Source organism: Streptomyces sp. GDS52 (genome assembly GCF_052246875.1).
GTDB classification, from domain to species: Bacteria; Actinomycetota; Actinomycetes; order Streptomycetales; family Streptomycetaceae; genus Streptomyces; species Streptomyces cathayae.
This window is the reverse complement of the sequence record NZ_JBQQCR010000002.1, coordinates 311960-338022: the sequence shown is the minus strand read 5'-3', so window position 1 is coordinate 338022 and position 26063 is coordinate 311960. Positions and strand designations below refer to the sequence as shown.

Sequence of the window (26063 nt, the reverse complement as noted above, 5' to 3'; positions counted from 1 at the left end):
CGACCACAGGCGGAGGCCAGACGATGACCAGCCACGACAACGGTCCCGACCGCGCGCACCAGCGCCCCGAAGGCGTCAGCCACACCACCGTGGAAGCCCTGGGGTCACTGTCGAAGGCACTGGAGACCACCGAGCGCGCCCGGGGCCACCTCTACAGCTTCCACCAGCTCACCGGCACCGCCGACCTCGAGCTGGACCGGGCGGTCGAACTCCTCCGCGAGGCCGGGCACCCGGAATGGGCCGAGACGGTGCGCACACAGATCCTGGGCCGGAACGTGATTCCCGGCCACTGGACGTTCCAGATCGTCGAGGCCTACGACCACACGTACTACGAGCCGTTCAGAGAATTCGAACGCGCTGCCGTCGAGGAACTCGCCGAGGGACACGACCACCTCTACGAGGCGGAGATGAAGGAAGCCCGCCGTACCGCCGGTCACCCCGACCACACCGCCCGTCCCGGCACCACCCCGGGGCCCGGGGCACGGGCGGAGGAGCACAACCGCACGGACCGCGCCCGGGAGTCCCGGAAGGAAGGGCCATGAAAGCCAACCCGCTCCACGGCCGTACCGTCGTGGTGACCGGCGCCGCGCGGGGCGTCGGAGCGGCCCTGGCCCGCGACCTGTCCCGGCGGGGGGCCCGGCTCGCCCTGCTCGGCCACGAGAAGGCGGCGCTGACGGCGGTGGCGGCCGGCCTGCCCACGGCGACACTGGTCTGCGAGGTCGACATCACCGACGAGGCAGCCCTCGGCGACGCCGCCGCACTGGTGCGGACGCGCCTCGGCACACCCTCCGCCGTCGTGGCGAACGCGGGTGTCGCGGAAGGCGGCCCGTTCGCCACCTCGGACCCCGCCGACTGGCGCCGGGTCATCGACGTCAACCTGACGGGAAGTGCGGCGACCGCCCGCGCCTTCCTGCCCGACCTGCTGGCGACCCGGGGCTACTACCACCAGGTCGCCTCGCTCGCCTCGATCGGCGCCGCCCCCATGATGAGCGCCTACTGCGCCTCCAAGTCCGGGGTGGAGGCCTTCGCCCACGCGCTGCGGGCCGAAGTGGCGCACCACGGCGTGGCCGTGGGCATCGGATACCTGAACTGGACCGACACCGACATGATCCGCGATGCCGACCGGTACCCCGTGCTGCGGGAACTGCGCGCCCGGATGCCGCCGCCCGCCCGGCGCGTGTACCCGGTGGACCGGGTCGCCGCCCGGCTGGCGGCGGCGGTGGAGCAGCGCAGTACGGCCGTGTACGTGCCCCGCTGGCTGCGCCTGGCGCAGGCGGCACGTGCCGCGCTGCCGCCGGTGGTGCTGCGGGTCGCCCGCCGCGAGCTGGCCCGCCTGGAGGCCGAGGACCCGATGCGGCACACGGGTCTGCTGGGCGCCGGCGGGGAGGCCGACCGGACGGCCTCCCGGAAGAACGGGTGACTCCCGGAGCGGCCGTGACGCCGGCCTCAGGACGCGGGCGTGGCCTCCCGCACGGCGCGGTGCACGGCCCGCGCCAACCGGGCGCCCCACAGGGAGCGGGGCCCGGCGAAGGCCTGCGGCTGCTCGCCGGGGCGGGGGACGCGGGCGGCGACACACACCGCGTCGGTGGGGGTCCCGGAGCAGTCGTGACCCGCCTCCAGAAGGGCCTGCACCTTCGCCTCGGTGGCCGTGGCCACCGCGTTGACCAGGGCGGCGTCGCTGAGCGGCACCGGCACGGCGACGATGATGTTGATCGTGCCCGGAGCGACGGAGCCGTCTGTGCCCGCGGTGTCCGGGGTATCCGCCGTATCCGCCGCCGGAGCGGCGGCCCAGCCGCGTACCTCGATGCCCGACGTGACGACCGCCTCCGCGCCGCCGTCGTGCGCGTGGGCGTACGCCGAGACATCCGCGGCCGTCATCAGCCCCACCCCCGGACCGCGGGCGCCCGCCCCGGAGGCGAGGACGGCGAGGTGCCGGTCGGGGTCGGTACGCCGATAGCCGTGGGAGACCTGGGCGTTGAGGACCCAGGCACGCTCGCCGATGCCTCCGCCCAGTACCGCGCTGCTGATCATCCGCAGGCCCGGCCCCGGAACCCACAGCAGGGCGTGCAGCCGCTCGCCGTCCTCGACACGGGTCAGGCAGCGTGGGCGCAGCAGCCCGACGGGGGTGCGGGGCGGTGGGAGGACGGCGGTCACCGGGCGGAACTCCTTGCGGGATCGGGGTCGGCCGATCGTATGCCGGACCGGCCGGCCCGGCACGTACGGGCCCCGCCCGGCCCTCCACCGCCGCCCCTGCTCCCGCCGGCCGGGCGCCGCCGCGGGCGCGTGCCGACGGGCGGGGGACACGGTCAGTGGCGACGGCCGCGGAGCTTGCCCAGCAGGCGCTGTGCCTGTGCGCGGCGCCGGGGGTCGGCCGCGGCACGTCGTACCTGCTCGGTCGCGCGCTGCCCCTGAGGGCTCCTGGCGAACCGCCTGATGCGCTCCACGATGCCGGCCATGAGGGCTCCTTTCCACGGGCCTGCGCCCTTGCCGTCCTCGGCGTTCCTGTTCCCCTCGCCTACCCCCCGAAGGACGGGATCAGCCCTGCGGGCACCCGGAGACAGTTACGTGCGGCGGGTACCGTCGGACTCCGGAGTGGAGTTGACGACCTCCGCCATCACGACCGCCTCGCCGCCGACGAGTTCGACACGCCAGAGCACGCCCGTCCCGTCCCGGTGCACGGGCTCGGCCCCGGAGTCGGCCAGACAGCGGTCGTAGCCGTAGCACTCGAGCATCACCCGGCGCAGTTCGGCGTTCTCCTCGGCCCGGATCCGCTCCGGCGTGAGGGCGCACAGCTCCTCCAGGACGGCACGCGGCACCGGCATGCCGCGCCAGGAGCACAGGGCGAAGCCCTCGGGGAACTCCGGCGCCGGGCCGTCGCCGTGGTCCAGCCGGTCCGCCTCGTCACGGTGCAGGGCGACCGGACGCTCGCACACCACCGCGCCCAGGTGGCCCGCCCGGAAGAAGCCGTACGGGAACTGCCCGACGAACAGCGTCTGTTCCCCTTCGTCGACGTGGCCGCCCTGCACCGGTCCAACTGGTCCCACCTGCCCGGCGCGACCCGGGAGGACGGCGACACCCGCCGACGCACGCCGCGACTACGTCTCCCGCCCGGCCGCCGACCTGGCCCGCGCCGAGTACGGCAGGCGCATCGACGCCGACGAGGTCCGCCGACGCCGCCTCGTCCAGTCACTGCTCCAGGCGGACGGCCTGCCCACCGCCGACTACCGGGCCCGGTTCGGCACCACGCCCCAGGACGACTTCGGCACCGAACTGTCCCGGCCCGCCGACCGCGGCCGGCTGACGGACGGCGATTCCCACACCCCGGTGCTGCGCCTGACCCCGGAAGGGCCGGCCCACTCCGACGCCATCGGCCCGGAGCCGTTCTCCCCGGCCGTACGGGCCGCCATGGCCGCCTGCGAACGGAAGTGAGACCCCGCCCATGGACCTGACCGCGCTCTGCCGGGGCCCGCTCGCCTCGTGCGACTACGACTGCCGTACTGCCCCTTCGCCAAGCGCCGCGACAGCCGGGAGCAACTGCGTGCCGACCGCGCCGCCCTGGAGCGGTTCACCCCCTGGGGAGAGGGCCTGGTCCGCTCCTGGTGCCGGCGCGCCCTGACGAAACTCTCCCACCGGCCGCACATCCGCCGGATCGCCGCCAAGTGCCACGAACCGGCCCGCCTCGGCGTCCGGTTCAGCGTCGGCATCGTCGGCCTGCCCGAGCACCTGGAACCCGCCCGGCGGCTGCGCGCCGAGCTCGGCAACCTCTACGACGGCACCCACCGGCAGGCACTGGGCCCCCGGACCTGCCCCCTCACCAGCTGCGACTGCCACATCGGCTACGTCCATCTGGAGACACTGCCGCTCTACGACGTGTTCGCGGGCGGTGTCCTGGAACGCATCGCGGCCTCGCCCGCGCGGACCGGTCCGCGCGATCGGGCGGGTTTGCCGCGGGACTCAGCGGCAAGTCGGTTTCCATGAGTGAACAGAACAAGAGCCCGAATCAGAAGACCACTTCCACCCGGACCGCCGCGTCCAAGGCCCGGAACGCCACGGAGAAGGCGACCGCCCCCGCCGGGCGGGCGGCCTCCGACACCGCCGGCAAGGCCGGTGACGCGGCGTCAGCGGCCAGGTCGGGCGCGGAGCGCGCGGCCGAAGCGGCGAACGGCGCCGTGCAGAGCGCGGCCAGGGGAGTCGAGGCGGGCCGCAAGGCGGTCGTCGCCACCTCGGGTCAGGTCGCCGCCACCGCGGTGACCGCCTGGACGGTCCTGTCGAACCGCAAGCTCGTCGCCGCCGGTGTCGGCGCCGGCCTGACCGTACTGAGCGCCGCGTCCTACGCGGTGGGCCGCCGTGCGGAACGCCACACCCAGGGGCCTTTCACCCGGATGACCGGCGGACGCGTCTGACCCGGAGCGGTGCCGGGGCGGGCGGTTCCACTCGCGCGGTGCGGCCCCGAAGGGGAAGGATGTGTCCGCAAGCGCACAAACAACCCCTGCCAAGGAGTGGGCACATGCAGCACGAGAGAGCGGGCGGCCCGGCCGGCCCCGAGGATCTCGTCGACGTCGCTCGGCTGGTCACGGCGTACTACGCCGTGCATCCGGACCCGGAGGAGGCCGGGCAGCGCGTCGCGTTCGGGACGTCCGGGCACCGCGGCTCGTCCCTGGCGGGCGCGTTCAACGAGGACCACATCGCCGCGACCAGCCAGGCCATCTGCGAGTACCGCGCGGGGCAGGGCACCGACGGCCCGCTCTTCCTGGGCGCCGACACCCACGCGCTCTCCGAGCCGGCCAGGGTCACCGCCCTGGAGGTGTTCGCGGCCAACGGCGTCACCGTGCTCATCGACAGCGCCGACGGATACACGCCCACCCCCGCGGTCTCGCACGCGATCCTCACCCACAACCGGGGCCGCACCGCGGGCCTCGCCGACGGCGTCGTCGTCACCCCGTCCCACAACCCGCCGGCCGACGGCGGTTTCAAGTACAACCCGCCCAGCGGCGGCCCCGCCGGCTCCGAGGCGACCACCTGGATCCAGGACCTGGCGAACACCCTGATCCGCGGCGGCCTGAAGGACGTCCGGCGCATCCCCCACGCCCGTGCCCTGGCCGCCCCCGGCACCGGCCGCCACGACTTCCTGGGGACGTACGTCGCCGATCTGCCCAGCGCGCTCGACCTGGACGCGATCCGGGCGGCCGGCGTCCGGATCGGCGCCGACCCGCTGGGCGGGGCGTCCGTCGCCTACTGGGGCCGCATCGCCGAACAGCACGGCCTGGACCTCACCGTGGTCAACCCGCTCACCGATCCCACCTGGCGGTTCATGACCCTGGACTGGGACGGCAGGATCCGCATGGACTGCTCCTCGCCGTACGCCATGGCCTCCCTCATCGCGCAGCGGGACCGCTTCGACATCGCCACCGGCAACGACGCGGACGCCGACCGGCACGGCATCGTCACCCCGGACTCCGGTCTGATGAACCCCAACCACTACCTCGCCACCGCCATCCACTACCTCTACGCACACCGTGAGCAGTGGCCGTCCGGGGCGGGTGTGGGCAAGACGCTGGTGTCGTCCGCGATGATCGACCGCGTCGCCGCCGACCTGAAGCGCGAACTGGTCGAGGTGCCCGTCGGCTTCAAGTGGTTCGTCGACGGGCTGGCGGACGGCACCCTCGGTTTCGGCGGGGAGGAGTCCGCCGGCGCCTCCTTCCTGCGCCGCGACGGTTCGGTGTGGACCACCGACAAGGACGGCATCCTCCTCGCGCTGCTCGCCTCCGAGATCACGGCGGTCACCGGAAAGACCCCCTCCGAGCACTACGCCGCTCTCACCGCGCGCTTCGGCGAGCCCGCCTACGAGCGGATCGACGCCCCGGCGACCAGGGAGGAGAAGGCCCGCCTGGCGAAGCTCTCCCCGGCACAGGTCACCGCCGACACCCTCGCCGGGGAGACGGTCACCGCGGTGCTCACCGAAGCCCCCGGCAACGGCGCGTCCATCGGCGGCATCAAGGTGACCACGGACAGCGCCTGGTTCGCGGCCCGCCCTTCGGGCACCGAGGACGTGTACAAGATCTACGCCGAGTCCTTCCAGGGCCCCGACCACCTCCGCCGGGTGCAGGAGGAGGCCAAGGCGGTGGTCCTGTCGGCACTGGGCGGCTGAGCGGTCCCGCGCGGCCGGTCCCTCGGCACGAGGGGCCGGCCACGCGTCAGCCCGTCCGGAGCTCCGACGCGGTCGGGGCGGGAGAGGCGAGTCCGGCCGGCGGCGACGTCGCCGTGGGCAGCTCCGCGGGGATGTCCTCCGACTGCTGCAGCACGGTTTCGCCGGGCTCCTGGCGCGCTGTGCCGGCCCCGGTGGACAGCAGGGACCAGGCGCCCACGGCCACCGCGATCGCGGCGGCCGTGCCGATCACCCGGCCGACCCGGCGCACTCTGGCCCTGCCGTCCAGATTCCGCCACGACGGCCCCTCCCACGGGTCCTCCGGGTACCACAGGTCACCGACGAAGGCCGTGGTGTCGTCCCCCTGTCCCTCGGTGCCGCGGCGGGCGGCGCGCGCCGGCTGCGGCCGCCACCCCGCCGCCCGCTGCGACGCGGAGGGTTCGACGGGGGCGGAGGCGCGGATGGCCCGCTCGTTGTCCGTGAGGAACCGCTGCCAGACCTCGTCCGGCGGGGACGGAGTGCCGTCCCCGCCCTTCGGCGTCTCGCCGTTCTCCGGTCGCTGCGCGGTCACGTCCGTTCGTTCCTCTCCGGTGCGGGAGCCCGCCGACGACACCACAGCCGACTCGCACCAGGACCCCGGCAGGATCATTGCACAGTGCGAAATCCGAGGACCAGGTACCCGACGGCCGACGCTTTCGCACGGCCCCTCCTCCGGGCGGGCGAACACATCCGCTCGAGCAACCCGGCACACCGGGCCCTGGAGGCACTGCGCGAGAACCGGCTCGCCGCACTGCCCCTGCCGCGTCAAATATGCATGTTAGGTTCCTATTTGAGAGGCCCCCGAGGACAGGACGGTGACACCCGATGACGGCAGACGGCGACGACGCCACCGAACACGACGGCGACCTCCCGCTGCCGCGGACGCTGTGCGACACCGCGGCGCTGGCGGCGCTCGAGGACGCGCCGGCCGGCGCCCTGTGGCGGCTCGCGGAGCCGGGACGGCAGCTCGACGCCAATGTCGTACGCATCCCGCCCGGCCGGCGGGTCGACACCCACCGCGAGCCCGACCTCGACGTCCTCCTGCTGGTCCTGGCGGGTGAGGGCTCGCTGACCGCGCCCGACGGCACGCAGCCCCTGCGCGCGGGCACCCTGATCTGGCTGCCGCACGGCTCCACGCGGAGCCTCGCCGCCGACGACGAGGGGCTGACCTATCTGACCGTGCACCGGCGCCGCCCCGGCCTGCGGATCGCCCCACCGGGCGCCACGGGTCCTTCGGACGGCCCTCCCCGGCAGCGGTGACGAGGTGAAACCGACACCAACAAAGTAATAACAGCAGACAACTTCTGAGCACTTCAGGCTGTCTAGTCCGCCATGAAGATCTCTTTCCTGATCCACAACGCCTACGGGATCGGAGGCACGATCACCACCACGTTCAACCTCGCGGCGGCACTGACCGGGCGTCACGACGTGGAAATAGTCTCCGTGTTACGGCACCGGGAGCACCCCCACCTCACCCCGCACCCCGGAGTGAGGCTGCGGGCCCTGGTGGATCTCAGGCGGGAACGGGACGATCCCCGGCACCGCAGACCGGCGAAGGTGTTCCCCTCGGCCGAGTACCGCTACCACCAGTACAGCGAGTTGACCGACCAGCGGATCGCCGAGTGCCTGGAGGACATCGACGCCGACGTGATCGTCGGGACCCGGCCGGGACTCAATGTGCACCTCGCGCTCCAGGCCCCGCAGCAGGTCGTACGCGTCGGTCAGGAACACCTCACCCTCGACAACCACCCGCCGAGACTGCGCACCGCCCTGCGCCGCGCCTACCGGCGGCTCGACGTGCTCACCACCGTCACGGAGGCGGACGCCGACGCCTACCGGCGCAAGATGCGGCTGCCCGGGGTACGGGTGGAGGCCCTCCCGAACAGCGTTCCCGACCCTGAACTGCCCCCCGCGGACGGCACCGCCAAGCTGGTGATCGCGGCCGGCCGGCTGGTCCCCGTGAAGCGGTACGACCTGATCATCGAGGCGTTCGCCCGGGTCGCGGCCGAGTACCCGGAGTGGCAGCTGCGCATCTACGGGAAGGGCGAGGAACAGGCCGGGCTGCGGCGCCTGATCGAGTCGCTCGGCCTGTGGAACAACGTTTTCCTCATGGGCGCGGCGACCCCCATGGAGGCGGAGTGGGTCAAGGGCTCGATCGGTGTGGCCGCGTCGAACTTCGAGCCGTTCGGCATGACGATCGTCGAGGCGATGCGGTGCGGACTGCCCGTCGTCAGCACCGACTGCCCCTACGGGCCCGGTGAGATCATCAAGGACGGAGTCGACGGCAGACTGGTGCCGGTCGGGGACGCCGCCGCCCTCGGCGCGGCCCTGCTGGACCTCGTCCGCGACGACGAACTGCGCCGCCGCATGGGCAGGGCGGCCCTCGACAACGCCCGCCGTTACGCACCCGGCCCCGTGGTGGCGCAGGCGGAACGCCTGGTCCGGGACGCCGTGGCGGCCCGAAGCGCCGGACAGCGCCTCGCCCCGGAGACCGGCCGCACACACCGTGCCCTGACCGGCCGGGGCCACGCCGCCGCCGACCTCGCCCGTGCCGCCGCGTCCGACGCGCTGCGCACCCTCCGGAAGGGACGCCCATGAGCACCCAGCAGGCCACGGACGGCCCGCGCGCCCACTGCACCGTCGACACCGACGGCCGGATCACCTTCCGTCTCCGGCTCCGGTCGTCCGGCCGCCCCCGACTGGAGTTGGTGCCACGGCCGAAGAAGAACCGGCCGGAGCAGCCGGCGCACCTCCTCGACCTCGAACCCCACGGTGACGACGGAGAGGTCCGGGCGGTACTCGCACCGCGACCGGAACTCCCGGAGGGCCGCTGGGACGCGTACCTGCTGAGGGAGCCGGAGGCCGGACGGGAACGGCTGCGCCCCGGCCTGCGGGACCTGCGCGCGCTCGTCGACGGAACGTTCCGGGTGGGACCGTCCCCGGTGGCGGTCCGGGTGCCCTATGCCACGAAGGCCGGCTTCCTCACGGTCCGGACCTGGCTGCGTACCGCCCACGCGGAGGCCGGCCGGCTCGACCTCACCGACGGTGCGATGACGGTCCGGGCCCGCCTGTACGGCGCCGAACTCACCGACGGGGCCGAGGTGCTGCTCCGGCTACGGGGCGACAGGACCACCGTGCGCGGCTACCGGCCGCGGGCCGAGGGCGACACGTTCGACTTCTCCGTGCCCTTCGCGGAACTGGCGGCCGCAGCGGCCGGCAATCAGGTCTGGGACGCCTTCCTGAGGCCCGCCGCCGACGCCCCGCTGGTCCGGATCAGCCGGCTCCTCGACGACATGGCCGACCGCAAGGCGGTGTGCGCGTACCCGCGGTCCGCGGCCGGCGGAGCCGTCCTGCGCCCCTACTACACCGTCGACAACGACCTCTCCGTCGAGGTGACCGCGACGGACCGACCGCGGTGACCGAGCGATCGTCATGACAGCCGTTCGGCACCCCCTGCGGCGGGCGCCGAACGGCCTTCGGCGGAGCGGGCGCCCGGAGTGCGGGCGGCCCCGATGAACGTGTGACCGTTTTGCCTCCCCGGACCGCTCTCTTGACCGTTTGTCGGTCGGGCGTCGACGATTCCCGTGTCCCGAACGGTTGTGTCCCCGACACGCAGGAGCCGCAGGAGGCGCCATGACCGGGCATCCGCCGGCCCCGCCTCCCGGCCCCTCGCCGCGCCTTCGCGCTGCACCGGCCGGCCGCATCCGTGCCGTGCTCGACGCCACCGACCCCGAAGTCCTGCCGCCCGACCACCCCTTGTGGCACTGCGAGCATGTCCTGCTCACCCCCCACCTCGCCGGTTCCCAGGGCAACGAGCCGCGCCGCCTGGCCGATCTCGCACTCGTGGAGATCGTGCGCCGGGCCGCCGGCGACGGCTTCCTCCACCCGGTATGCCGCGAAAGGATGACCTTCCTCGCATGAGCATCCCCTTCGAACTGCCCCCGGAGGACCGCGACCTGAGCCCGCACACCGGCTATACCCGCGCCCACTGGGAGGCCGCCGCGGACGGGCTCCTCACCGCGGCCTGGCGCTGGAGCACTCCCGGCCACGCCCTGCTGGACCTGCCGGGGCGCCCCTCCCGCTCGGGCGTGCGCTCCGACGGCCTCGAGGGGTACGCGAGGACGTTCCTCGCCGCCGCCTTCCGGGTGGCCGGCGCCGACGGGGACGACCCGCACGGCCTGCTGGAGCGCTACGCGAGCGGACTCGCCGCCGGCACCCGTACCCCGGGCCGCGAGGACACCGAGTCCTGGCCGCTGATCCTCGACTTCACGGTGCAGGGCCAGCCCATGGTCGAGTCGGCGTCGATCGCCCTCGGCCTGCGCCTGACCGCCCCCTGGCTGTGGAAGAACCTCGACCCCGGGGTGCAGGACCGCGCAGAGCAATGGCTGCGGGGCGCGCTGCGGCACACCCCCGCGCCGAACAACTGGTACCTCTTCCCGTACACCGTCGCCGGGTTCCTGGAGTCCGTCGGCCGGGGCGACGACGAGACGGCCGCCGCCCGGCAGCGCGCCGTGGAGCTCCTCGAGAGCTGGTACCAGGGCGACGGCTGGTACACCGACGGGGACCTGCGGGCCTTCGACCACTACAACGGCTGGGCCCTGCACCTCTACCCGGTCCTCGACGCCCGTCTCTCCGGCGACGCGGACGCCCTGGCCCACTACGGTTCCCGGCTGCGTTCCCATCTGGATGGCTTCGCCCTCATGTTCGGCGCGGACGGAGCGCTGATGCACTACGGACGGTCGCTGACCTACCGTTTCGCCGCCGTCTCCGCCGTCGCGCTGGGCGCGCTGACCGGCCACAGCCCGCTGACGCCGGGGGCTTCGCGCCGTGTCGCCGCCGGCAGTCTGCGCCACTTCCTGGACCGGGGCGCGCTGACCGGCGACGGACTGCTGAGCCTCGGCTGGCACGGCCCGCACGACGCCGTACTGCAGACCTACTCGGGTCCGGCGTCCCCCTACTGGGCGTCGAAGGCGTTCGTCGCGCTGCTCGCCCCCGCCGGCCACGCCTTCTGGAGGGACCGTGAGGAGCCCGCGCCGGTGGAGGAGCGCGACCGCGTGCTCGCCCTGCCCGCGCCCGGACTGCTCGTCCAGGCGACCCGGGCCGGCGGAGTCGTCCGGCTGCACAATCACGGCAGCCACCATGTGCGCCCGCACCAGGCGGAGTCGGCGGCCGAGGACGACCCGCACTACGGGCGCCAGGCCTACTCGACCCGCACCGGCCCGACCGCGACCGGGAACATCGCCGACAACCACCTGTCCGTGGTGGTCGGCGGCCGTCCCGGTGTCCGCCGCCGCGTCCACCCGCTGGGCACCGGGCACGGCGAGGGGTGGGGCTGGGCGGCCTCCTGGCACCGGCCGGTGTTCGCCGACGGTCCGCCGATGGTGCCGGGCCTGCGGGTGGAGAGCGTCACGGTGGCCCACGGCCACCACGAGCTGCGGGTGCACCGGGTGGTGGGGGCACCGGCGGACTCCCGTGTCACCCACACCGGCTGGGCCACCGGCCCCGACGAGCCGCTGGTCTCCTTCCTGCACGGCCTGTACGGCTGGGACGATCCCGCCCCGGTCCTGGTCCGCGCTCCCCGGGGCACGGCCTTCACCCGCTGGGCGCGGGTACCACGGCTGACCGGTCGGGCCGGCGGCACGACCGTCCACGTCAGCCTGGCGAGCCTGACCGCCGTGCCGGACCCCGGGCCCTTGTCGGAGGCGGTCCAGGAGATCCGGGTGGACGGGGCGGCGGTCGAGGTCGGGTGGGCCGACGGCGGAGCCCGTACCCGCGTCACGTTCGACCCGGTGGAGGTCGGCCACCCGCGGCAGTGAAGACCACTGCGCCGAACGGCCCCGTCACCTGGCGGTCCGTCCCGGATCCCTGGAGAGTCGTCCCGACCGGTGTGTGGACCGCCGGCCGGCCGGCACATCCCGCGACGCGCCGGGCCGAGCACGGGTCTTACAACTATGGCCGCGATTGCGGAATCCTGCCGGAGGGATTCTGAGCCCATGAGCAAGGAGCGGAACAGTGGCGGTGCACAGTACGTCGGACTCACTCGATTCGGACACTTACGAGGACGAACTGCCGGTCCGGCGGAGGCGCCCCGGAAAAGTCGTCGTCTCATGGCTGACCACGACTGATCACAAGACCATCGGCACGCTCTATCTCACGACATCATTCGTATTCTTTATTCTCGGTGGCATCCTGGCACTGGTCATCCGCGCGGAGCTCGCCCGGCCCGGTCTGCAGATCGTGTCGAACGAGCAGTACAACCAGGCGTTCACGATGCACGGCACGCTCATGCTGCTGATGTTCGCGACGCCGCTGTTCATCGGCTTCGCGAACTGGATCATGCCGCTGCAGATCGGCGCGCCCGATGTGGCGTTCCCGCGGCTGAACATGCTGGCCTACTGGCTCTTCCTGTTCGGCTCGCTGATCGCGGTCAGCGGTTTCCTCACTCCGGACGGACCCGCCAGCTTCGGCTGGACCGGCTACAGCCCGCTGTCGAACGCGATCCGCTCGCCGGGCCTCGGCTCCGACCTGTGGATCATGGGCCTGAGCTTCCAGGGCTTCGGCACCATCCTGGGCTCGGTCAACTTCATCACCACGATCATCTGCATGCGCGCCCCGGGCATGACGATGTTCCGCATGCCGATCTTCACCTGGAACGTGCTGCTGACCGCCCTCCTGGTCCTGCTCGCCTTCCCGGTGCTGGCCGCCGCGCTCCTGACACTCGAGTACGACCGGAAGTTCGGCGGAATGGTCTTCGAGGCGGCCAACGGCGGGGCGGTGCTGTGGCAGCACCTGTTCTGGTTCTTCGGCCACCCCGAGGTGTACATCATCGCGCTGCCGTTCTTCGGCATCGTGAGTGAGATCATCCCGGTCTTCTCCCGCAAGCCGATCTTCGGCTATCTGGGTCTGGTCGGCGCGACCATCGCCATCGCGGGTCTGTCGGTGACGGTGTGGGCGCACCACATGTTCGCCACCGGTGCGGTGCTGCTGCCGTTCTTCTCCTTCATGAGTTTCCTGATCGCCATTCCCACCGGGGTGAAGTTCTTCAACTGGACCGGCACCATGTGGAAGGGGTCGCTGAGCTTCGAGACGCCGATGCTCTGGTCCGTCGGCTTCCTGGTCACGTTCCTGTTCGGCGGTCTGACCGGTGTCATCCTGGCCTCGCCGCCGCTGGACTTCCACGTCACCGACTCGTACTTCGTGGTGGCGCACTTCCACTACGTGGTGTTCGGCACCGTCGTCTTCGCGATGTTCGCCGGATTCCACTTCTGGTGGCCGAAGTTCACCGGCAAGATGCTCGACGAACGGCTCGGCAAGATCACCTTCTGGACGCTGTTCGCCGGCTTCCACGGCACTTTCCTGGTCCAGCACTGGCTGGGCGCCGAGGGCATGCCGCGCCGCTACGTGGACTACCTGGCGGCCGACGGCTTCACCGCGCTGAACACGGTCTCCACGATCTCCTCGTTCCTGCTCGGCATGTCCATGTTGCCGTTCTTCTACAACATCTGGAAGACGGCCAAGTACGGCGAGAAGATCGAGGTCGACGACCCGTGGGGCTACGGCCGCTCCCTGGAGTGGGCCACCTCGTGCCCGCCGCCGCGGCACAACTTCCTCACCCTGCCCCGGATCCGCAGCGAATCCCCGGCCTTCGACCTGCACCACCCGGCGGTCGCCGCGTACGACCGGGAGGTCAACCGTCCGGAGACCTCCGCCATCCAGCCTCCCGGGGACGTGCGGGAGTGATCTCACAGCCCAGTGTGGAGGAGCATGTGAACCCCATCCAGGACAGTGCTCGAGGCCTCAACCAACTCGAGGGGTACCTGCTGTGGGCGGCCGAGGTCGAGGACGCCCGGCGGCAGGCCGGCCGATTCACCGAGCAACTGCCGTGGCTGACATCCGCACAGCGCGAGGACGTGGAGCACCTCTACACCGCCGAGCGGATCGCGGCCTCCCGCGCCTCACTCACCCGGATCTGCGACCGTGCGGCCGAGCTCCGGGGCGAGTACGAAGACCGCTACCGACAGCTGCGGGTGCGCTGCGTGGCCGCGGCGGTGGTGGGCGTGGCCAGTGGCGTGGGCGCGGCGATCGTCGCGATCCTCACCGGGTCATGACCGACCGCAGCGGTGCAGACGGGGGACGTTGCCCGGACTCGCGCGGGGTGCGAGGCGTTTTGACGAAGTCGAAGTCAGGCTGACCCCCATGGCTTCATCGATCCCCATGGCTTCACCGATCGAAGGTCCGCACCACGGATGTTGCCGGGTTCCGGCCCGGGGCGGCCGACGGTCCGCCGGCCTCGTCCGGGTGCGTGGACGGCTGCCGATGTCGGCCGTCGCGCTCCTGGTGACGGCGGTCCTCACCGGTTGCGGAGCGATCAGCGGCAGCACGGCGCGGGAGGCCCCGGCGGCCGCCGCACCCACGGCCGCCGCCTCCCCGGCCGCCACGCCCGAAGCCACGCCGTCGGTGGCCGCGCCGCACGCGGCCGGACCGCCGAAGACCGGATCGCCGGAGCACGGTGCCCCCGGCGCCGGGAGCACCACACAGGGCAGGTCCGATGCCGGCGCGGAGACGGGGTCACCCGCCCCGCTCGGCGCTCTCGGCCCACGGACGCTGGCGCTGATCCCCGGGAAAACCCGCCAGGCCGTCGTCGTCACCGGCGCGGGCAGGGACGCGAACCGCTCCGAGGCCGTGCTGTACCGGCGTACCCCCTCGGGGTGGAAGGCGGGTACTCCGTGGCCCGCCCGCAACGCCCTCAACGGCTGGACCGACGACCACCGGGTGGGCGACCTCCGTTCGCCGATCGGCGTGTTCACCCTCAGCGACGCGGGAGGCCTGCTGCCGGACCCGGGCACCCTGCTGCCGTACGACGCGTCACCGGGGTTCGCCATCAGCGGCACGGGCTTCATGGGGGAGCCGCTCGCCGGCTCCTTCGACTACGTCATCGCGATCGACTACAACCGCGTCCCGGGCACCTCACCGCTCGACCGGACCCGGCCGCTCGGCGCCGACCGGGGCGGCGGCATCTGGCTGCACGTGGACCACCAAGGGCCCACCCAGGGCTGTGTGAGCCTGGAGGAACCGCACATGAGGCAGCTTCTGCAGGCGCTCGACCCCGCGCAGCACCCGGTGATCGTCATGGGGGACGCCGGGTCACTGCGCAGGTGAACGCGGCCCCCGGGGAGCCGGTGCCACGCTTTCCCGTGCTCCGCGCTCCCGTGCCGCGTCGCGTGGTCCACTTGCCCGTACCGCGTTCGTCCCAGTCCGGGTCGACCTCGGCCCGCTGCGTTCCGCCCCTGTCCAGGAGGGACCGGCCGGGGGCGCTCTCGCCGGCGGTGAGGTGCTCCAGCACCTCGACCAGCTTCTGGCACGCGCGTTCCACGGAACGTCTGGTGTCGAGCTGCTCGGTGATCACCGCGGACAGGAGGAGGGAGGGCAGGGCCACCGTGCCGTTGAAGGCCTGGAGACCGATCAGCACCTCCTCGCGTGCCAGGCCCTGGAAGGGCCCGGCACGATCGGTGGCCGCGACGGTGGCCATGACGGAGGCGAACAGCGCGCACAGCGAGCTGCCGATCAGCTGGAACCGCAGCGCCGCCCAGATCAGCAGCGGATGGATGAGGAACAGCATGCTGGTGCCGATACGGGTGACCAGGGGCACCAGGCAGACCGTCACGACCAGCAGACCCGCGGCCTCCTTCCAGCGCGACCAGCGCAACGGACCGCGGAAGTGGTGGATCGCGAGCAGGACCGGGGTCATGATCGGCACCCCCGTGGCGTCGCCCACCCACCAGGCCGGCCATACCCCCCCCAGAAACCGGACACCGGCAGCTCGCCGGTGGCGACGAACAGGACGGCGGCGGTGGACGAGCTGATCAGCATCGAGGCGAAGGCACCGAGGAGCACCAGTGCCACACCGTCCCGCAGACGTGCGAGGTCGCTACGGAAACCCACCCCGCGCAGCAGCAGGTACCCGCACACAGGCGCGGCCGTGTTGCCCGCGAGGAGGACGAGCGAGTGGAGGGTCGGGGAGGTGAGCGACAGGATGACGGCCAGGGTACCGAGGGCGATCCCCGGCCAGCAACGCAGTCCGAGGACGAGCAGAGCGGCGACGGCCACCCCCGTGGGCGGGCCGGACGGGTGAGACCACGGTGCCCTGGATGCGCAGCTCCCGGGTCGGTCCCAGTTCTCCCGCCGCGTCACAGCAGGCGGCGACCGCCAGTGTCTCCAGTGTGCAGACGACCGGCTTGCGCAGATCCTGGCTGGCCACCACAGAAGCCATCGGACGCCGGACGCGCACCGTCTGCGAGGTGAGGGGCTTCAGGGCCGCCGGTCCAAGCCGTCGTGCCCGATCACCAGGACGGCGGCGTCGTCCTCGTGGCCGACCTGCGCCGCCCCCTTGATCACGGCGGCGGCGAGCGCGTCCGCGTCCCTCTGCACGACGGCCGCGGTCCCCGCGAGCCGGACCACGTGGTCCAGTCCTTCGTCGAGCCCCATCGAGGGGCCTTCCACGACCCCGCCCGTGACCATGACGAACACACCGCCCGCGTCGAGCCGGTACCGGGTGACCGGATGGGCCGCCCCCGGCTGGACGCCCAGGGGAGGTCCGCCCCCGTCCCTGCGTCACGCCCGACCGGCCGTCGGCCGTGGCCCACACGCACGGCAGATGTCCGGCCCGAGCGCTCTCCAGCACGCCGCTGGACGGGGCGAGCCGCATGAAGGTACAGGTGGCGAAGAGACCAGAGCCCAGCGACATCAGCACACCGTTGGTCCGGGCGAGCAGCTCGCCCGGTTCACCGGTGACGGAGGCCAGCGCCCGCAGCCCGACCCGGACCTGGCCCATGAAGGCGGCCGCCTCGACGTTGTGCCCCCGGACGTTTCCGATGGACACTCCGATGCGGCCGTCGGGCACCGTGAAGGCGTCGTACCAGTCGCCGCCCACATCGAGCCCCTGATAGGCGGGCGAGTAGCGCACGGCCAGGCGCACGCCGGGGGCGACGGGCAGACTCCGGGGGAGCATGCCGCGCTGCGGCGCGACGGCCAGTTCGACCCGGGAGCGCTGCACCTCGGCCTGCGCACGCGTCTGAGCCGTCAGCGCCCCGAGCCCGGCCAGCCCCTAGGCTGTGCCCATGGAGCAGCGCGAGATCATGCAGCGGGGTGTCGGCATCCTCACCGAGGCCCTCGAGATGCGGCGGCAACTCCGAGAGAACCCGGACGCCGAGGTGATGAGGAGCGGAGCCGTCTCCAAGCTTCTCGAAGAGATGCTGCCGCACATCCAGTTGCCGGCCGACGCGAACGCCCGCGAGGTGGCGGAGATCGTCACCGAGAAGCTGGGGCCCGCCATCGTGCACATCACCTCCGCGCTGGCCTTCGCCTTCGTGCAGCTCGCCGAAGTGCACGACGCGGGCCGCACGGACGTGTCCTCCGCGGACGTCCTGCGCTCCATCTCGCTGCGCTACGAATCCGGGAACGAGCGGTAACCGGCGGGGGCGTTCGCCGTACCGGGTGCGGGTGCGGGCGACGGTCGGCTGTGGCGCGACGGCGCCCGGGGGGACGGGATCCCGGGTCCGCCGCACCGCCGTTCGTCCCGGACTCTTGACTCCCTACGTGCCGGTAGCCATGCTCGGCGCATAGCTTGTACCGGTCATGACAATCGGATGGGCCCGGGTCATCGGTCCGGGCCGCCCGGTGGGCCGGCCGTGCCGCTGACGGAGGGACGTGGGCCGTGATCACCGCTCGACGCCGGTACGGCGGTGGACGCCGCCAAGTCGCCCTCGTGACAGTGCTTCTGCTCGTGCTCACCGTGATGTCCCTCGGTCCCACGCCCAGTTCCGCGGCCGACGGCGACTGGTGGGAGCCGACCGCGCGGCCGGCGCCGGACTCCGGGATCGGCGTCACCGGCGAGCCGTTCACCGGTACCGACGCGCGCGGAGAGGTCCGCGGGTTCGTCGACGCGCACAACCACATCATGTCCAACGAGGCCTTCGGCGGCCGGCTCATCTGCGGCCGGCCCTTCTCCGAGAAGGGGATCGCCGACGCGCTCAGGGACTGCCCCGAGCACTACCCCGACGGCTCGCTCGCGATCTTCGACTTCATCACCAACGGCGGTGACGGCAGGCACGACCCCGTCGGCTGGCCCACCTTCGAGGACTGGCCGGCCCACGACTCGCTGACCCACCAGCAGAACTACTACGCCTGGATCGAGCGGGCCTGGCGCGGCGGGCAGCGGGTCCTGGTGAACGACCTCGTCACCAACGGCGTGATCTGCTCCGTGTACTTCTTCAAGGACCGCGGCTGCGACGAGATGACCTCGATCCGGCTGCAGGCGAAGCTGACCTACGACATGCAGGCCTACATCGACAGGATGTACGGCGGCACGGGCAAGGGCTGGTTCCGGATCGTCACCGACAGCACCCAGGCCCGTCAGGTCGTCGAGCAGGGCAAGCTCGCGGTCGTCCTGGGTGTGGAGACCTCCGAGCCGTTCGGCTGCAAGCAGGTCCTGGACATCGCCCAGTGCGACAAGACCGACATCGACGCCGGGCTGGACGAGTTGTACGACCTCGGCGTGCGCAGCATGTTCCTGTGCCACAAGTTCGACAACGCGCTGTGCGGGGTGCGCTTCGACGAAGGCGCGCTCGGCACCGCGATCAACGTCGGACAGTTCCTGTCGACCGGCACCTTCTGGCGGACCGAGCAGTGCGCGGGCCCCCAGCGCGACAACCCCATCGGCCTGGCCGCCGCGCCCGGAGCCGAGAAGGAACTGCCGGCGGGCGTCGAGGTCCCCGCCTACGCCGAGGACGCCCGGTGCAATGTACGGGGTCTCACGGACCTCGGCGAGTACGCGGTGCGCGGCATGATGAAACGCAACATGATGCTCGAGATCGACCACATGAGCGTCAAGGCCACCGGCAGGGTGCTCGACCTCTTCGAGGCCGAGTCGTACCCCGGCGTGCTCTCCTCGCACAGCTGGATGGACCTGAACTGGACCGAGCGCGTCTACGGCCTCGGCGGCTTCGTCGCCCAGTACATGCACGGCTCCGAGGACTTCGTCGAGGAGGCGCGGCGCACGGAGGCGGTGCGCGACGAGTACGGAGCGGGCTACGGCTACGGCACCGACATGAACGGCGTCGGAGGCTGGCCGCCGCCGCGCGGCGCCGACGCGCCCCACCCCGTCACCTATCCCTTCCGCAGTGTGGACGGCGGGTCCGTCATCGACCGGCAGAGAACCGGCGAACGCACCTGGGACCTGAACACCGACGGAGCCGCGCACCACGGACTCGTCCCCGACTGGATCGAGGACATCCGGCGTGTCGGCGGCCAGGACGTGGTGGACGACCTCTTCCGGGGCGCCGAGACCTACCTCGGCACCTGGGGCGCCTCCGAGCGGCACCGGGCGGACGCCAACCTCGCCGAGGGCGCCCCGGCGACCGCCAGTTCGGCCGAGTGGAACCCGTTCACCAGCTACGCCCCCGGCCGGGCGGTGGACGGCGACCGGGGCACCCGCTGGGCCAGCGACTGGAGTGACGACCAGTGGCTCCGGATCGACCTCGGCGCCACCCGGGAGGTCGGACGCGTCACGCTCGACTGGGAGCGCGCGTACGGGACTTCGTACCGCATCGAGCTCTCCGCCGACGGCTCGGACTGGCGGACCGTCTGGTCCACGGCCTCGGGGGACGGCGGCCTCGACACAGCCCGCTTCCCCCCGGAGCCGGCCCGCCACATCCGCCTCCGGTTCCTGGACCGGGGGACCGGCTGGGGTTACTCCCTGCACGAGGTCGGCGTCCACCGGAATTGACGGCGGTCCCCGCCCGCCCGGGACGGGGCACTTCTCAACTCCGTTGCGGCAGGGCGCCGTCCAGGAGTTCGCGTACGGCGGGGAGCGCCGCCGTACGGTCGGCGGGGACGAGACCGATGCGGGTGCGGCGGTCGAGCAGGTCGCTCTCGTCGAGCGCCCCCTCGTGGCGCAGGGCCCACAGCAGTTCGGCCCCGGTGACCGGGTGCCCGGACAGCACGGGCTCGCCCAGCCGGGCGTCCCGCGCGCCGAGCGCGTGGACGGCCGGCGCCTCCGTTCCGTAGCGCCGCACCAGGCGGCGGGGTGCGGCCAGGGCGGTGAGGACGTGCGGCGGTGCGGCGCCCACGAGCGGGAGGGACGCGGTGCGGGACGGGCCGGCCGGCAGCCGGCGGACGCGGACGGCGGTGTCGACCGCGTCCTCGGCCATGCGCCGGTACGTGGTGAGCTTGCCGCCGACGACGGTGACGACCCCCTCGGACGAGGTCAGGACCGCGTGCCGTCGTGAGACGTCGGCGGTCCTCGTCGCCGTACCGGCGCCGGCCGCCGCGGTGTCCAGCAGGGGGCGCAGTCCGGCGAAGGCCCCGACGACGTCGTCCCGGTGCAGCGGGACCTCCAGGACGGAGCACAGGACGTCGAGGAGGAAGCCGATGTCCGTCTCGGGTGCCTCGGGAACCTCGGGGACACCGCCGTCCACGGGTTCGTCGGTGAGCCCGACGTAGACCCGGCCGTCGTCCTGGGGCAGCACGAGGACGAAGCGGTTGCTCTCCCCGGGGACCGGGATGTGCAGGCCGGCCGGGAGCGGACCGAGGCTGTCCGGGCGCAGCACGAGGTGGGTTCCGCGTGAGGGGCGGATCCGGATGCCGTCGACGAGACCGCCGGCCCAGACGCCGGACGCGTTGATCACCGCGCGGGCGCGGATCTCGCCCTCCTCGCCGGTGAGTTCGTCGCGGACCCGGGCGCCGGAGGCGGTCAGCTCCAGGGCCCGGAGCCGGGTGAGGACGCGCGCCCCGTGCGCGGCGGCGGTGCGGGCGAGGGCGGTCACCAGACGGGCGTCGTCGGTGAGCCGGCCGTCCCACGACAGCAGGCCGCCCCGCAGTCCGTCGCCCCGTACGGCGGGGGCCAGGTGCCGGGTCTCGGTCACCGAGACCCGGCGCGGTGCGGGCAGGGTCGCCCGCGCGGTGCGGGCGGCCAGCCGCAGGGCGTCCCCGGTCCGGAAACCGGCGCGGGCCAGGGCGGCCTGACCGCGGGAGACCAGGGGGGTGAGGGGCAGGACGAAGGGCTGGGCGTGCACCAGATGGGGGGCGGTGCGCTGCATCAGCACCCCGCGTTCGACCGCGCTCTCGTGGGCGACGTCCAGCTGGGCGGAGGCGAGGTAGCGCAGCCCGCCGTGGATGAGTTTGCTGCTGAAGCGGGAGGTGCCGAAGGCCAGGTCGCGGGCGTCGACGGCCACCACGCTCAGACCGCGGGCCGCGGCGTCCAGGGCGGTCCCGGCGCCGGTGGCACCGAGACCGACGACCAGCACGTCGACGGCCGGGCCGCCCACGGTCTCGGTCAGCTCGCGGATGCGGCGCCCGGCGGACAGGGACGAGACGGAGGACGGTCCGGTGAGGGCGTTCATGGGGTGAGGGTCCTCTCCAGGATGTCGCGCAGTTCTGCGAGGAACGCCTCGGAGGTGAGGTCGGGGTCGTCCTCGTCGGTCATGGTGCGCAGGGACAGGGTGAAGGACTGGACGATCAGGAGCACCGACCGCGCCTGCCGTTCGGGATGACCGGTGCGCACCGACCCGTCGGCGTGTCCCTCGCGCACGGTGCCGGCCAGCATGTCCAGCAGAGCCACCTGGCTCGCTCCGCGACGGTCCAGCACATAGGGCAGGAGCAGTTCGGGATCCACGTCGACGATCTTCCGGAAGAGCGGGTGCCCGCCGAAGGCGCGCACCCCCGCCACCAGTCCGCCGACCACGCGCTCCCGGCCGGTGACGTCCGAAGAGCGCTCGGGGATCGCGCCGGCGGCCACGGCGATCCATTCCCGGGTCATGAGGTCCCCGACCAGCGAGCGCACATCGGGCCATCGCCGGTACAGCGTCATCCGGGAGACCCCGGCGCGGCGGGCCACGTCGGTCAGTGTGGTGCGGCGGACCCCGACGGCCAGAACGCAGTCGCGCACCGCGTCGAGCACGGCGTCGTTGTCCGAATGATTGTGACGAGTAGGCGTCATGTGTAACAGTGTAACGGCAAGTGGGGCCGTCGGCGACGGCATCGCTCCTATCGACGCTCGAACCGACCGGTGAGGACGACAGTCATGGACATGCTGTGGAGCGGCTGGGGCGACCCGGCCCGGGCGACGCCGCTGCCCGACACGGTGATCGGGCTGTTGCGCGATCTGCTCGGCGTCGAGCCGTGCGCGGCCGAGCCGGTGGCCCTCGGGGAAGTGGCCGTGCCCGAGCCCCGGTTGGCGTCCGCCGCGCACCGCGCGCTGGTCGAGGCGCTGGGCGGTGAGGACCAGGTGCGCACCGACCCCGAGACACGGATCCGGCACACGCGCGGCAAGTCCACCCCCGACCTGCTGCGGATCCGGCACGGTGACGTCACCGACATCCCGGCGGCCGTCCTGTTCCCCGCCGGCCACGACGAGGTGCTCGCCGTCCTGCGCGTCTGTGCCGAACAGCGCCTGCCCGTGGTGCCGTTCGGCGGCGGCACCTCCGTGGTCGGCGGTCTCGCCCCCGGCCGGCAGGGCACCTTCGTCGCCCTGGACCTGCGGCGTATGGACGCGCTGCTCGCCCTCGACCCGGTCTCCCGCACCGCCACCCTGCAACCCGGCCTGCGCGCCCCGCAGGCCGAGGCGCTGCTCGCCGGACACGGCTTCACCCTCGGCCACTTCCCCCAGTCCTACGAGTGGGCCACCCTCGGTGGCTTCGCCGCGACCCGCTCCAGCGGCCAGGCGTCCGCCGGGTACGGCCGCTTCGACGAGATGGTGCTCTCCCTCACTCTCGCCACCCCCGAAGGCACCCTCGACACCGGCCGGGCCCCGCGCTCGGCGGCCGGGCCCGACCTGCGCCAGCTCGTCCTGGGGTCCGAGGGGGCCTTCGGCGTCATCACGTCGGTGACCGTCCGGATCCGGCCTCTCCCGCAGGCCCGCCTCTACGAGGGCTGGCGGTTCGACTCCTTCGAGGAGGGCGCCGCCGCGCTGCGCCGCCTCGCCCAGGACGGGCCGCGCCCCACCGTGCTGCGGCTGTCCGACGAGACCGAGACGCTGGTCGGCCTCGCCCAGCCGGACGCGATCGGCTCCGGCACCCCGCAGTCCGCCGGATGTACGGCCGTCGCCGGATACGAGGGCACGGAGGAGGACACCGCGTACCGCAGGGAGAAGGCCGCGGCCGTCCTGCGCGCGTGCGGTGGAACGCCGCTGGGGGAGGAGCCCGGCCGCCGCTGGGCCCACGGCCGCTACTCGGCTCCTTACCTGCGCGACTCGCTGCTCGACGCCGGGGCCCTGGCCGAGACGCTGGAGACCGCGACGTTCTGGTCCAGGATCCCCGGGCTGTACACCGCGGTCCGCGACGCGCTCACCACCACGCTCACCGAGGCCGGCACCCCGCCCCTGGTGATGTGCCACATCTCCCACGTCTACGAGAACGGCGCCTCCCTGTACTTCACCGTGGTCTCGGCACAGGGCGACGGCGACCCGGTGGCGCACTGGACGCGCGCCAAGCACGCCGCGAACGAGGCGATCCTCGCCGCCGGCGGCACGATCAGTCACCACCACGGTGTCGGCACCGACCACCGGGACTGGTACGTCCGCGAGGCCGGCCCGCTGGGGGCCGACGCCCTGCGCGCGGTCAAGCGGCGCCTGGACCCGGCCGGAGTGCTCAACCCCGGCGTCCTCCTGCCCGCCGACTGAACCGAAGCGCCGTCATCCGTCAGAGGGGCATCCCGCTCCATCCCGTCGGTCCGCCCGGAGGCAACCCGATGCGACAGTTCACCGCCGTCGTCAACCCCACCGCGGGCGGATCCACCGGAGCGGCCGCGCTGCTCGCCCTCGCACGACGGCTCCGGGAGGCCGGGGCCGAACTGCACACGGAGTACAGCCGCAGTCTGGCCCACGCGCAGGAACTGGCCCGGGACGCCGGGCGGCGGGGGCGGGTGGTGCTGGCCGTCGGCGGGGACGGCATCGCCGGAGGCATCGGCGGCGCCCTCAGCGGGACCGGTGCCACGCTCGGCCTCGTACCGGCCGGCCGGGGCAACGACTTCGCGCGGGCCCTGGAACTGCCCACCGAACCGGCGGCCCTGGCCCGGATACTGCTGGAGGGCGAACCGCGGCACGTCGACACCATCGAGGTCGAATCGGCCGTCCACGACCGCACCGTGGTCCTCGGCAGCGTGTACGCCGGAGTGGACGCGCTCGCCAACCGCCACGCCAACCGCAGTAGGCTGCTGCGGGGCGCCGCCTCCTACTACGCCGGCGGACTGCGGGCGGCCGCCACCTGGCGGCCGGCCCGCTACCGGGTCACGATCGACGGCGAGGAGCACGCACACACCGGCTACACCGTGGTGGTCGCCAACTCCGGCTACTACGGCTCCGGCCGCGTCATCGCGCCCGACGCCCGGGTGGACGACGGGCTGCTGGACGTCGTGATGATCGAGGACGCGCCCCGGCGCCTGTTCTTCGCCCTGATGAACGACCTGAGGACGGGCGCCCACGTCCACCGGCCCCAGGTGCGGATGGAGCGGGGCCGGGAGATCCGTGTCGCCGCCGACCGCGACGTCCCCTACGGTGCGGACGGCGAGGTCGACGCCCTTCTTCCCGTGACGCTCAGAGTGCTGCCCGGAGCGCTGCGCGTGCTGTGCTGACCTCAGACCCGGGAGCCGTGGTAGCGCTGGGCGAGCCGGGCCAGTGCGACCGCGCCGAGGAGCAGGCCGAAGTCGCGCAGGGCGATGTCGTAGTAACCGGGGACGGTGAGGAGGCTGACGATGATCCCGGCCAGCCAGCCGGCGACCAGCCAGCCTCCGAAGCGCGGCGCGAGCGCCACCACGACGCCGGCCACGATCTCGACGACCCCCACGGCGTACATGGCCGACTGACCGCTGCCCGGGACGAGGTCGTTGATCCACGGCGCGAGGTAGGCGGGCCAGTCGACGAGCAGGTTGGCGAACTTGTCCAGGCCGAACAGGATCGGGGCCACGGTGAAACCGGTGCGCAGGATCACGAAGGCCTGGTAGCCGGGGTCGGCGAGGGCGGCCCGCCGAGGTGCGGCCGAGGTGCTGCTGGAGCTGGAGGTACTGGGGGCGGCCATGGCCCCTCCTTCTGTCGTCCCGTCGAGCTTCTATCGACAACTTTCACTTTCTATAGAAGCTCCGTCTCCTTCTTCAGTCAATGCCTGTGGGTTTTACACTGGTGTTCGTGGACGACACGGACGAAGTACGGGGCCGGCCGGACGAGGCGCGTGACCAGGACGTCTCGGCCATCGCCGCCCTCGACGAACCCACCCGCCGCAGGCTCTACGACTACGTGGTGCGCGAGCCGGAACCGGTGGGCCGGGACGATGCCGCCGCGGCCCTGGGCCTGGCCCGGCAGACCGCGGCCTTCCACCTGGACCGGCTGGCCGACGAGTCCCTGCTCGACGTGGTCTACGCGCGGCGCAGCGGACGCACCGGCCCGGGCGCGGGCAGACCGGCCAAGCTCTACCGCCGCTCGGCGCAGCAGATCGCCGTCAGCCTCCCGGACCGGCGCTACGAACTCGCCGGGCAGCTCCTCGCCCACGCCGTGGAGGAGTCCGGCGCCACCGGGGAGCCGGTGCGTGACGTCCTGTACCGCACGGCACGGGAATGCGGCGTGCAGGCGGGCGCCGACAGCCATGAAGAGGTCTTCCCCCTGCTGGAGCGGTACGGCTTCGAGCCGCGGCACCAGGGCGACGCCGTCGTCCTGGGCAACTGCCCCTTCCACACGCTGGCCCGCGCGCACACCCGAACGGTCTGCGGGATGAACCTCCACCTGCTGCGCGGTGTCCTCGACGGCCTCGGCGACACCGGCTTCGAGGCACGCCTGGCGCCGGAACCCGGCCACTGCTGCGTCCGCCTGGAGCCGGCGGCCTGAAGGCCGCTCACC

24 protein-coding genes and 6 pseudogenes are annotated in these 26063 nt (G+C 73.0%); 20 read left to right on the top strand and 10 right to left on the bottom strand.

All coding sequences use genetic code 11. The annotated features are described in order from the left end of the window. The first annotated feature begins 23 nt into the window (after positions 1-23). Positions 24-542, top strand: a complete 519-nt coding sequence (locus ACTWJ9_RS32005; protein WP_279337673.1) for a hypothetical protein — start codon at positions 24-26, stop codon at positions 540-542. Next, entirely contained in the window at positions 539-1420 is an 882-nt protein-coding gene (locus tag ACTWJ9_RS32000) for an SDR family oxidoreductase (RefSeq protein WP_279337675.1), read from the top strand. Before ACTWJ9_RS32005 ends, ACTWJ9_RS32000 begins: the two co-directional genes overlap by 4 nt. 26 nt (positions 1421-1446) lie before the next feature. Here the strand turns inward: ACTWJ9_RS32000 and ACTWJ9_RS31995 are convergent, their stop codons facing one another. From ACTWJ9_RS31995 to ACTWJ9_RS31985, 3 genes and pseudogenes are all read right to left on the bottom strand, one after another. Further along, positions 1447-2154 carry an adenosylcobinamide amidohydrolase gene (locus ACTWJ9_RS31995; RefSeq protein ID WP_387035314.1) on the bottom strand — a complete coding sequence of 236 codons (708 nt, stop codon included), beginning with the start codon at positions 2152-2154 and terminating at the stop codon, positions 1447-1449. 152 nt (positions 2155-2306) lie between these two features. After that, positions 2307-2456, bottom strand: coding sequence for a hypothetical protein (locus tag ACTWJ9_RS31990; protein ID WP_279337677.1), 150 nt, complete (start codon positions 2454-2456; stop codon positions 2307-2309). Between the two features lie 108 nt (positions 2457-2564). Beyond that, a pseudogene (locus ACTWJ9_RS31985) lies at positions 2565-2939 on the bottom strand (DUF6745 domain-containing protein); the annotation flags it as partial. Here ACTWJ9_RS31985 and ACTWJ9_RS31980 point away from each other — a divergent pair. The 5 genes and pseudogenes from ACTWJ9_RS31980 to pgm all read left to right on the top strand — a co-directional run. After that, a pseudogene (locus ACTWJ9_RS31980) lies at positions 2940-3080 on the top strand (STM4013/SEN3800 family hydrolase); the annotation flags it as partial. A gap of 13 nt (positions 3081-3093) precedes the next feature. Continuing rightward, positions 3094-3429: pseudogene (locus ACTWJ9_RS31975) on the top strand (STM4012 family radical SAM protein); the annotation flags it as partial. 10 nt (positions 3430-3439) lie between these two features. Continuing rightward, a pseudogene (locus tag ACTWJ9_RS31970) lies at positions 3440-3978 on the top strand (hypothetical protein). Beyond that, a complete protein-coding gene (locus ACTWJ9_RS31965; protein ID WP_279337678.1) occupies positions 3975-4403 on the top strand; it encodes a hypothetical protein in 429 nt (142 codons plus the stop codon). The pseudogene ACTWJ9_RS31970 and the gene ACTWJ9_RS31965 overlap by 4 nt, the downstream one beginning before the upstream one ends. A 104-nt stretch (positions 4404-4507) precedes the next feature. Further along, positions 4508-6148, top strand: a complete 1641-nt coding sequence (gene pgm / locus ACTWJ9_RS31960; RefSeq protein WP_279337679.1) for a phosphoglucomutase (alpha-D-glucose-1,6-bisphosphate-dependent) — start codon at positions 4508-4510, stop codon at positions 6146-6148. 46 nt (positions 6149-6194) lie between these two features. On the opposite strand, the gene ACTWJ9_RS31955 is transcribed toward pgm, so the two are convergent. After that, positions 6195-6716, bottom strand: coding sequence for a hypothetical protein (locus ACTWJ9_RS31955; protein WP_279337680.1), 522 nt, complete (start codon positions 6714-6716; stop codon positions 6195-6197). Positions 6717-7009: 293 nt separating this feature from the next. Here ACTWJ9_RS31955 and ACTWJ9_RS31950 point away from each other — a divergent pair, with 293 nt between their 5' ends. From ACTWJ9_RS31950 to ACTWJ9_RS31915, 8 genes and pseudogenes are all read left to right on the top strand, one after another. Beyond that, positions 7010-7444 (top strand): cupin domain-containing protein, encoded by a 435-nt coding sequence (locus ACTWJ9_RS31950; RefSeq protein WP_279337681.1) that lies wholly within the window; start codon positions 7010-7012, stop codon positions 7442-7444. A 72-nt stretch (positions 7445-7516) separates the two neighbouring features. Next, on the top strand, positions 7517-8782 hold the full coding sequence (locus ACTWJ9_RS31945; RefSeq protein WP_443296082.1) for a glycosyltransferase family 4 protein: 1266 nt from the start codon (positions 7517-7519) through the stop codon (positions 8780-8782). Further along, positions 8779-9603: a transferase gene (locus ACTWJ9_RS31940; protein WP_443296081.1), complete on the top strand. Its 825-nt coding sequence runs from the start codon at positions 8779-8781 to the stop codon at positions 9601-9603. Before ACTWJ9_RS31945 ends, ACTWJ9_RS31940 begins: the two co-directional genes overlap by 4 nt. 265 nt (positions 9604-9868) lie before the next feature. Next, positions 9869-10105, top strand: a pseudogene (locus tag ACTWJ9_RS31935) (NAD(P)-dependent oxidoreductase); the annotation flags it as partial. Continuing rightward, positions 10102-12000, top strand: a complete 1899-nt coding sequence (locus tag ACTWJ9_RS31930) for a DUF2264 domain-containing protein (protein WP_443296080.1) — start codon at positions 10102-10104, stop codon at positions 11998-12000. The pseudogene ACTWJ9_RS31935 and the gene ACTWJ9_RS31930, both read left to right, overlap by 4 nt. Before the next feature lie 196 nt (positions 12001-12196). Continuing rightward, complete coding sequence (gene ctaD, locus ACTWJ9_RS31925) at positions 12197-13924, top strand: aa3-type cytochrome oxidase subunit I (protein WP_387035324.1); 1728 nt, start codon at positions 12197-12199, stop codon at positions 13922-13924. Positions 13925-13950: 26 nt separating this feature from the next. Beyond that, complete coding sequence (locus tag ACTWJ9_RS31920) at positions 13951-14292, top strand: hypothetical protein (RefSeq protein ID WP_279337686.1); 342 nt, start codon at positions 13951-13953, stop codon at positions 14290-14292. 208 nt (positions 14293-14500) lie between these two features. Further along, on the top strand, positions 14501-15343 hold the full coding sequence (locus tag ACTWJ9_RS31915; RefSeq protein ID WP_279337687.1) for a hypothetical protein: 843 nt from the start codon (positions 14501-14503) through the stop codon (positions 15341-15343). Here ACTWJ9_RS31915 and ACTWJ9_RS31910 read toward each other — a convergent pair. The 3 genes and pseudogenes from ACTWJ9_RS31910 to ACTWJ9_RS31900 form a co-directional block, all read right to left on the bottom strand. Further along, positions 15312-15932 (bottom strand): MASE1 domain-containing protein, encoded by a 621-nt coding sequence (locus ACTWJ9_RS31910; protein WP_341483706.1) that lies wholly within the window; start codon positions 15930-15932, stop codon positions 15312-15314. The two genes, ACTWJ9_RS31915 and ACTWJ9_RS31910, sit on opposite strands and share 32 nt — an antisense overlap. Continuing rightward, entirely contained in the window at positions 15929-16291 is a 363-nt protein-coding gene (locus tag ACTWJ9_RS31905; protein WP_341483707.1) for an MASE1 domain-containing protein, read from the bottom strand. Before ACTWJ9_RS31905 ends, ACTWJ9_RS31910 begins: the two co-directional genes overlap by 4 nt. A gap of 201 nt (positions 16292-16492) precedes the next feature. Further along, positions 16493-17285 (bottom strand): annotated as a pseudogene (locus tag ACTWJ9_RS31900) (PP2C family protein-serine/threonine phosphatase). A 16-nt stretch (positions 17286-17301) separates the two neighbouring features. On the opposite strand from ACTWJ9_RS31900, the gene ACTWJ9_RS31895 reads away from it, so the two are divergent. Together ACTWJ9_RS31895 and ACTWJ9_RS31890 are read left to right on the top strand one after the other, a co-directional pair. Then, the gene (locus ACTWJ9_RS31895) at positions 17302-17652 is read left to right on the top strand and encodes a hypothetical protein (RefSeq protein WP_279337688.1); all 351 of its coding nucleotides are present in this window, start codon (positions 17302-17304) and stop codon (positions 17650-17652) included. Positions 17653-17978: 326 nt separating this feature from the next. Then, complete coding sequence (locus ACTWJ9_RS31890; protein WP_387035364.1) at positions 17979-19967, top strand: discoidin domain-containing protein; 1989 nt, start codon at positions 17979-17981, stop codon at positions 19965-19967. Between the two features lie 34 nt (positions 19968-20001). Here the strand turns inward: ACTWJ9_RS31890 and ACTWJ9_RS31885 are convergent, their stop codons facing one another. Both ACTWJ9_RS31885 and ACTWJ9_RS31880 read right to left on the bottom strand, forming a co-directional pair. Then, positions 20002-21582: a glycerol-3-phosphate dehydrogenase/oxidase gene (locus tag ACTWJ9_RS31885; RefSeq protein WP_388707655.1), complete on the bottom strand. Its 1581-nt coding sequence runs from the start codon at positions 21580-21582 to the stop codon at positions 20002-20004. Beyond that, a complete protein-coding gene (locus ACTWJ9_RS31880; protein ID WP_388707658.1) occupies positions 21579-22178 on the bottom strand; it encodes a TetR/AcrR family transcriptional regulator in 600 nt (199 codons plus the stop codon). Before ACTWJ9_RS31880 ends, ACTWJ9_RS31885 begins: the two co-directional genes overlap by 4 nt. An 84-nt stretch (positions 22179-22262) precedes the next feature. On the opposite strand from ACTWJ9_RS31880, the gene ACTWJ9_RS31875 reads away from it, so the two are divergent. Both ACTWJ9_RS31875 and ACTWJ9_RS31870 read left to right on the top strand, forming a co-directional pair. After that, positions 22263-23858, top strand: coding sequence for an FAD-binding oxidoreductase (locus ACTWJ9_RS31875; RefSeq protein WP_279337691.1), 1596 nt, complete (start codon positions 22263-22265; stop codon positions 23856-23858). Between the two features lie 68 nt (positions 23859-23926). Further along, the gene (locus tag ACTWJ9_RS31870; RefSeq protein ID WP_443296079.1) at positions 23927-24808 is read left to right on the top strand and encodes a YegS/Rv2252/BmrU family lipid kinase; all 882 of its coding nucleotides are present in this window, start codon (positions 23927-23929) and stop codon (positions 24806-24808) included. 2 nt (positions 24809-24810) lie between these two features. Here ACTWJ9_RS31870 and ACTWJ9_RS31865 read toward each other — a convergent pair whose 3' ends face one another. Further along, positions 24811-25251: a hypothetical protein gene (locus ACTWJ9_RS31865; protein ID WP_279337693.1), complete on the bottom strand. Its 441-nt coding sequence runs from the start codon at positions 25249-25251 to the stop codon at positions 24811-24813. A 101-nt stretch (positions 25252-25352) separates the two neighbouring features. On the opposite strand from ACTWJ9_RS31865, the gene ACTWJ9_RS31860 reads away from it, so the two are divergent. Then, a complete protein-coding gene (locus ACTWJ9_RS31860) occupies positions 25353-26051 on the top strand; it encodes a helix-turn-helix transcriptional regulator (protein WP_443296136.1) in 699 nt (232 codons plus the stop codon). Positions 26052-26063 lie beyond the last annotated feature (12 nt).

What these genes read in the sequence shown, in the direction of transcription:
- ACTWJ9_RS32005 (WP_279337673.1), top strand. Translation starts at nt 24, where the DNA reads ATGACCAGCCACGACAACGGTCCCGACCGCGCGCACCAGCGCCCCGAA.
- ACTWJ9_RS32000 (WP_279337675.1), top strand. Translation starts at nt 539, where the DNA reads ATGAAAGCCAACCCGCTCCACGGCCGTACCGTCGTGGTGACCGGCGCC.
- ACTWJ9_RS31990 (WP_279337677.1), bottom strand. Translation starts at nt 2,456, where the DNA reads ATGGCCGGCATCGTGGAGCGCATCAGGCGGTTCGCCAGGAGCCCTCAG.
- ACTWJ9_RS31965 (WP_279337678.1), top strand. Translation starts at nt 3,975, where the DNA reads ATGAGTGAACAGAACAAGAGCCCGAATCAGAAGACCACTTCCACCCGG.
- pgm (WP_279337679.1), top strand. Translation starts at nt 4,508, where the DNA reads ATGCAGCACGAGAGAGCGGGCGGCCCGGCCGGCCCCGAGGATCTCGTC.
- ACTWJ9_RS31950 (WP_279337681.1), top strand. Translation starts at nt 7,010, where the DNA reads ATGACGGCAGACGGCGACGACGCCACCGAACACGACGGCGACCTCCCG.
- ACTWJ9_RS31945 (WP_443296082.1), top strand. Translation starts at nt 7,517, where the DNA reads ATGAAGATCTCTTTCCTGATCCACAACGCCTACGGGATCGGAGGCACG.
- ACTWJ9_RS31940 (WP_443296081.1), top strand. Translation starts at nt 8,779, where the DNA reads ATGAGCACCCAGCAGGCCACGGACGGCCCGCGCGCCCACTGCACCGTC.
- ACTWJ9_RS31930 (WP_443296080.1), top strand. Translation starts at nt 10,102, where the DNA reads ATGAGCATCCCCTTCGAACTGCCCCCGGAGGACCGCGACCTGAGCCCG.
- ACTWJ9_RS31915 (WP_279337687.1), top strand. Translation starts at nt 14,501, where the DNA reads ATGTCGGCCGTCGCGCTCCTGGTGACGGCGGTCCTCACCGGTTGCGGA.
- ACTWJ9_RS31910 (WP_341483706.1), bottom strand. Translation starts at nt 15,932, where the DNA reads ATGACCCCGGTCCTGCTCGCGATCCACCACTTCCGCGGTCCGTTGCGC.
- ACTWJ9_RS31895 (WP_279337688.1), top strand. Translation starts at nt 17,302, where the DNA reads ATGGAGCAGCGCGAGATCATGCAGCGGGGTGTCGGCATCCTCACCGAG.
- ACTWJ9_RS31890 (WP_387035364.1), top strand. Translation starts at nt 17,979, where the DNA reads ATGTCCCTCGGTCCCACGCCCAGTTCCGCGGCCGACGGCGACTGGTGG.
- ACTWJ9_RS31885 (WP_388707655.1), bottom strand. Translation starts at nt 21,582, where the DNA reads ATGAACGCCCTCACCGGACCGTCCTCCGTCTCGTCCCTGTCCGCCGGG.
- ACTWJ9_RS31880 (WP_388707658.1), bottom strand. Translation starts at nt 22,178, where the DNA reads ATGACGCCTACTCGTCACAATCATTCGGACAACGACGCCGTGCTCGAC.
- ACTWJ9_RS31875 (WP_279337691.1), top strand. Translation starts at nt 22,263, where the DNA reads ATGGACATGCTGTGGAGCGGCTGGGGCGACCCGGCCCGGGCGACGCCG.
- ACTWJ9_RS31870 (WP_443296079.1), top strand. Translation starts at nt 23,927, where the DNA reads ATGCGACAGTTCACCGCCGTCGTCAACCCCACCGCGGGCGGATCCACC.
- ACTWJ9_RS31865 (WP_279337693.1), bottom strand. Translation starts at nt 25,251, where the DNA reads ATGGCCGCCCCCAGTACCTCCAGCTCCAGCAGCACCTCGGCCGCACCT.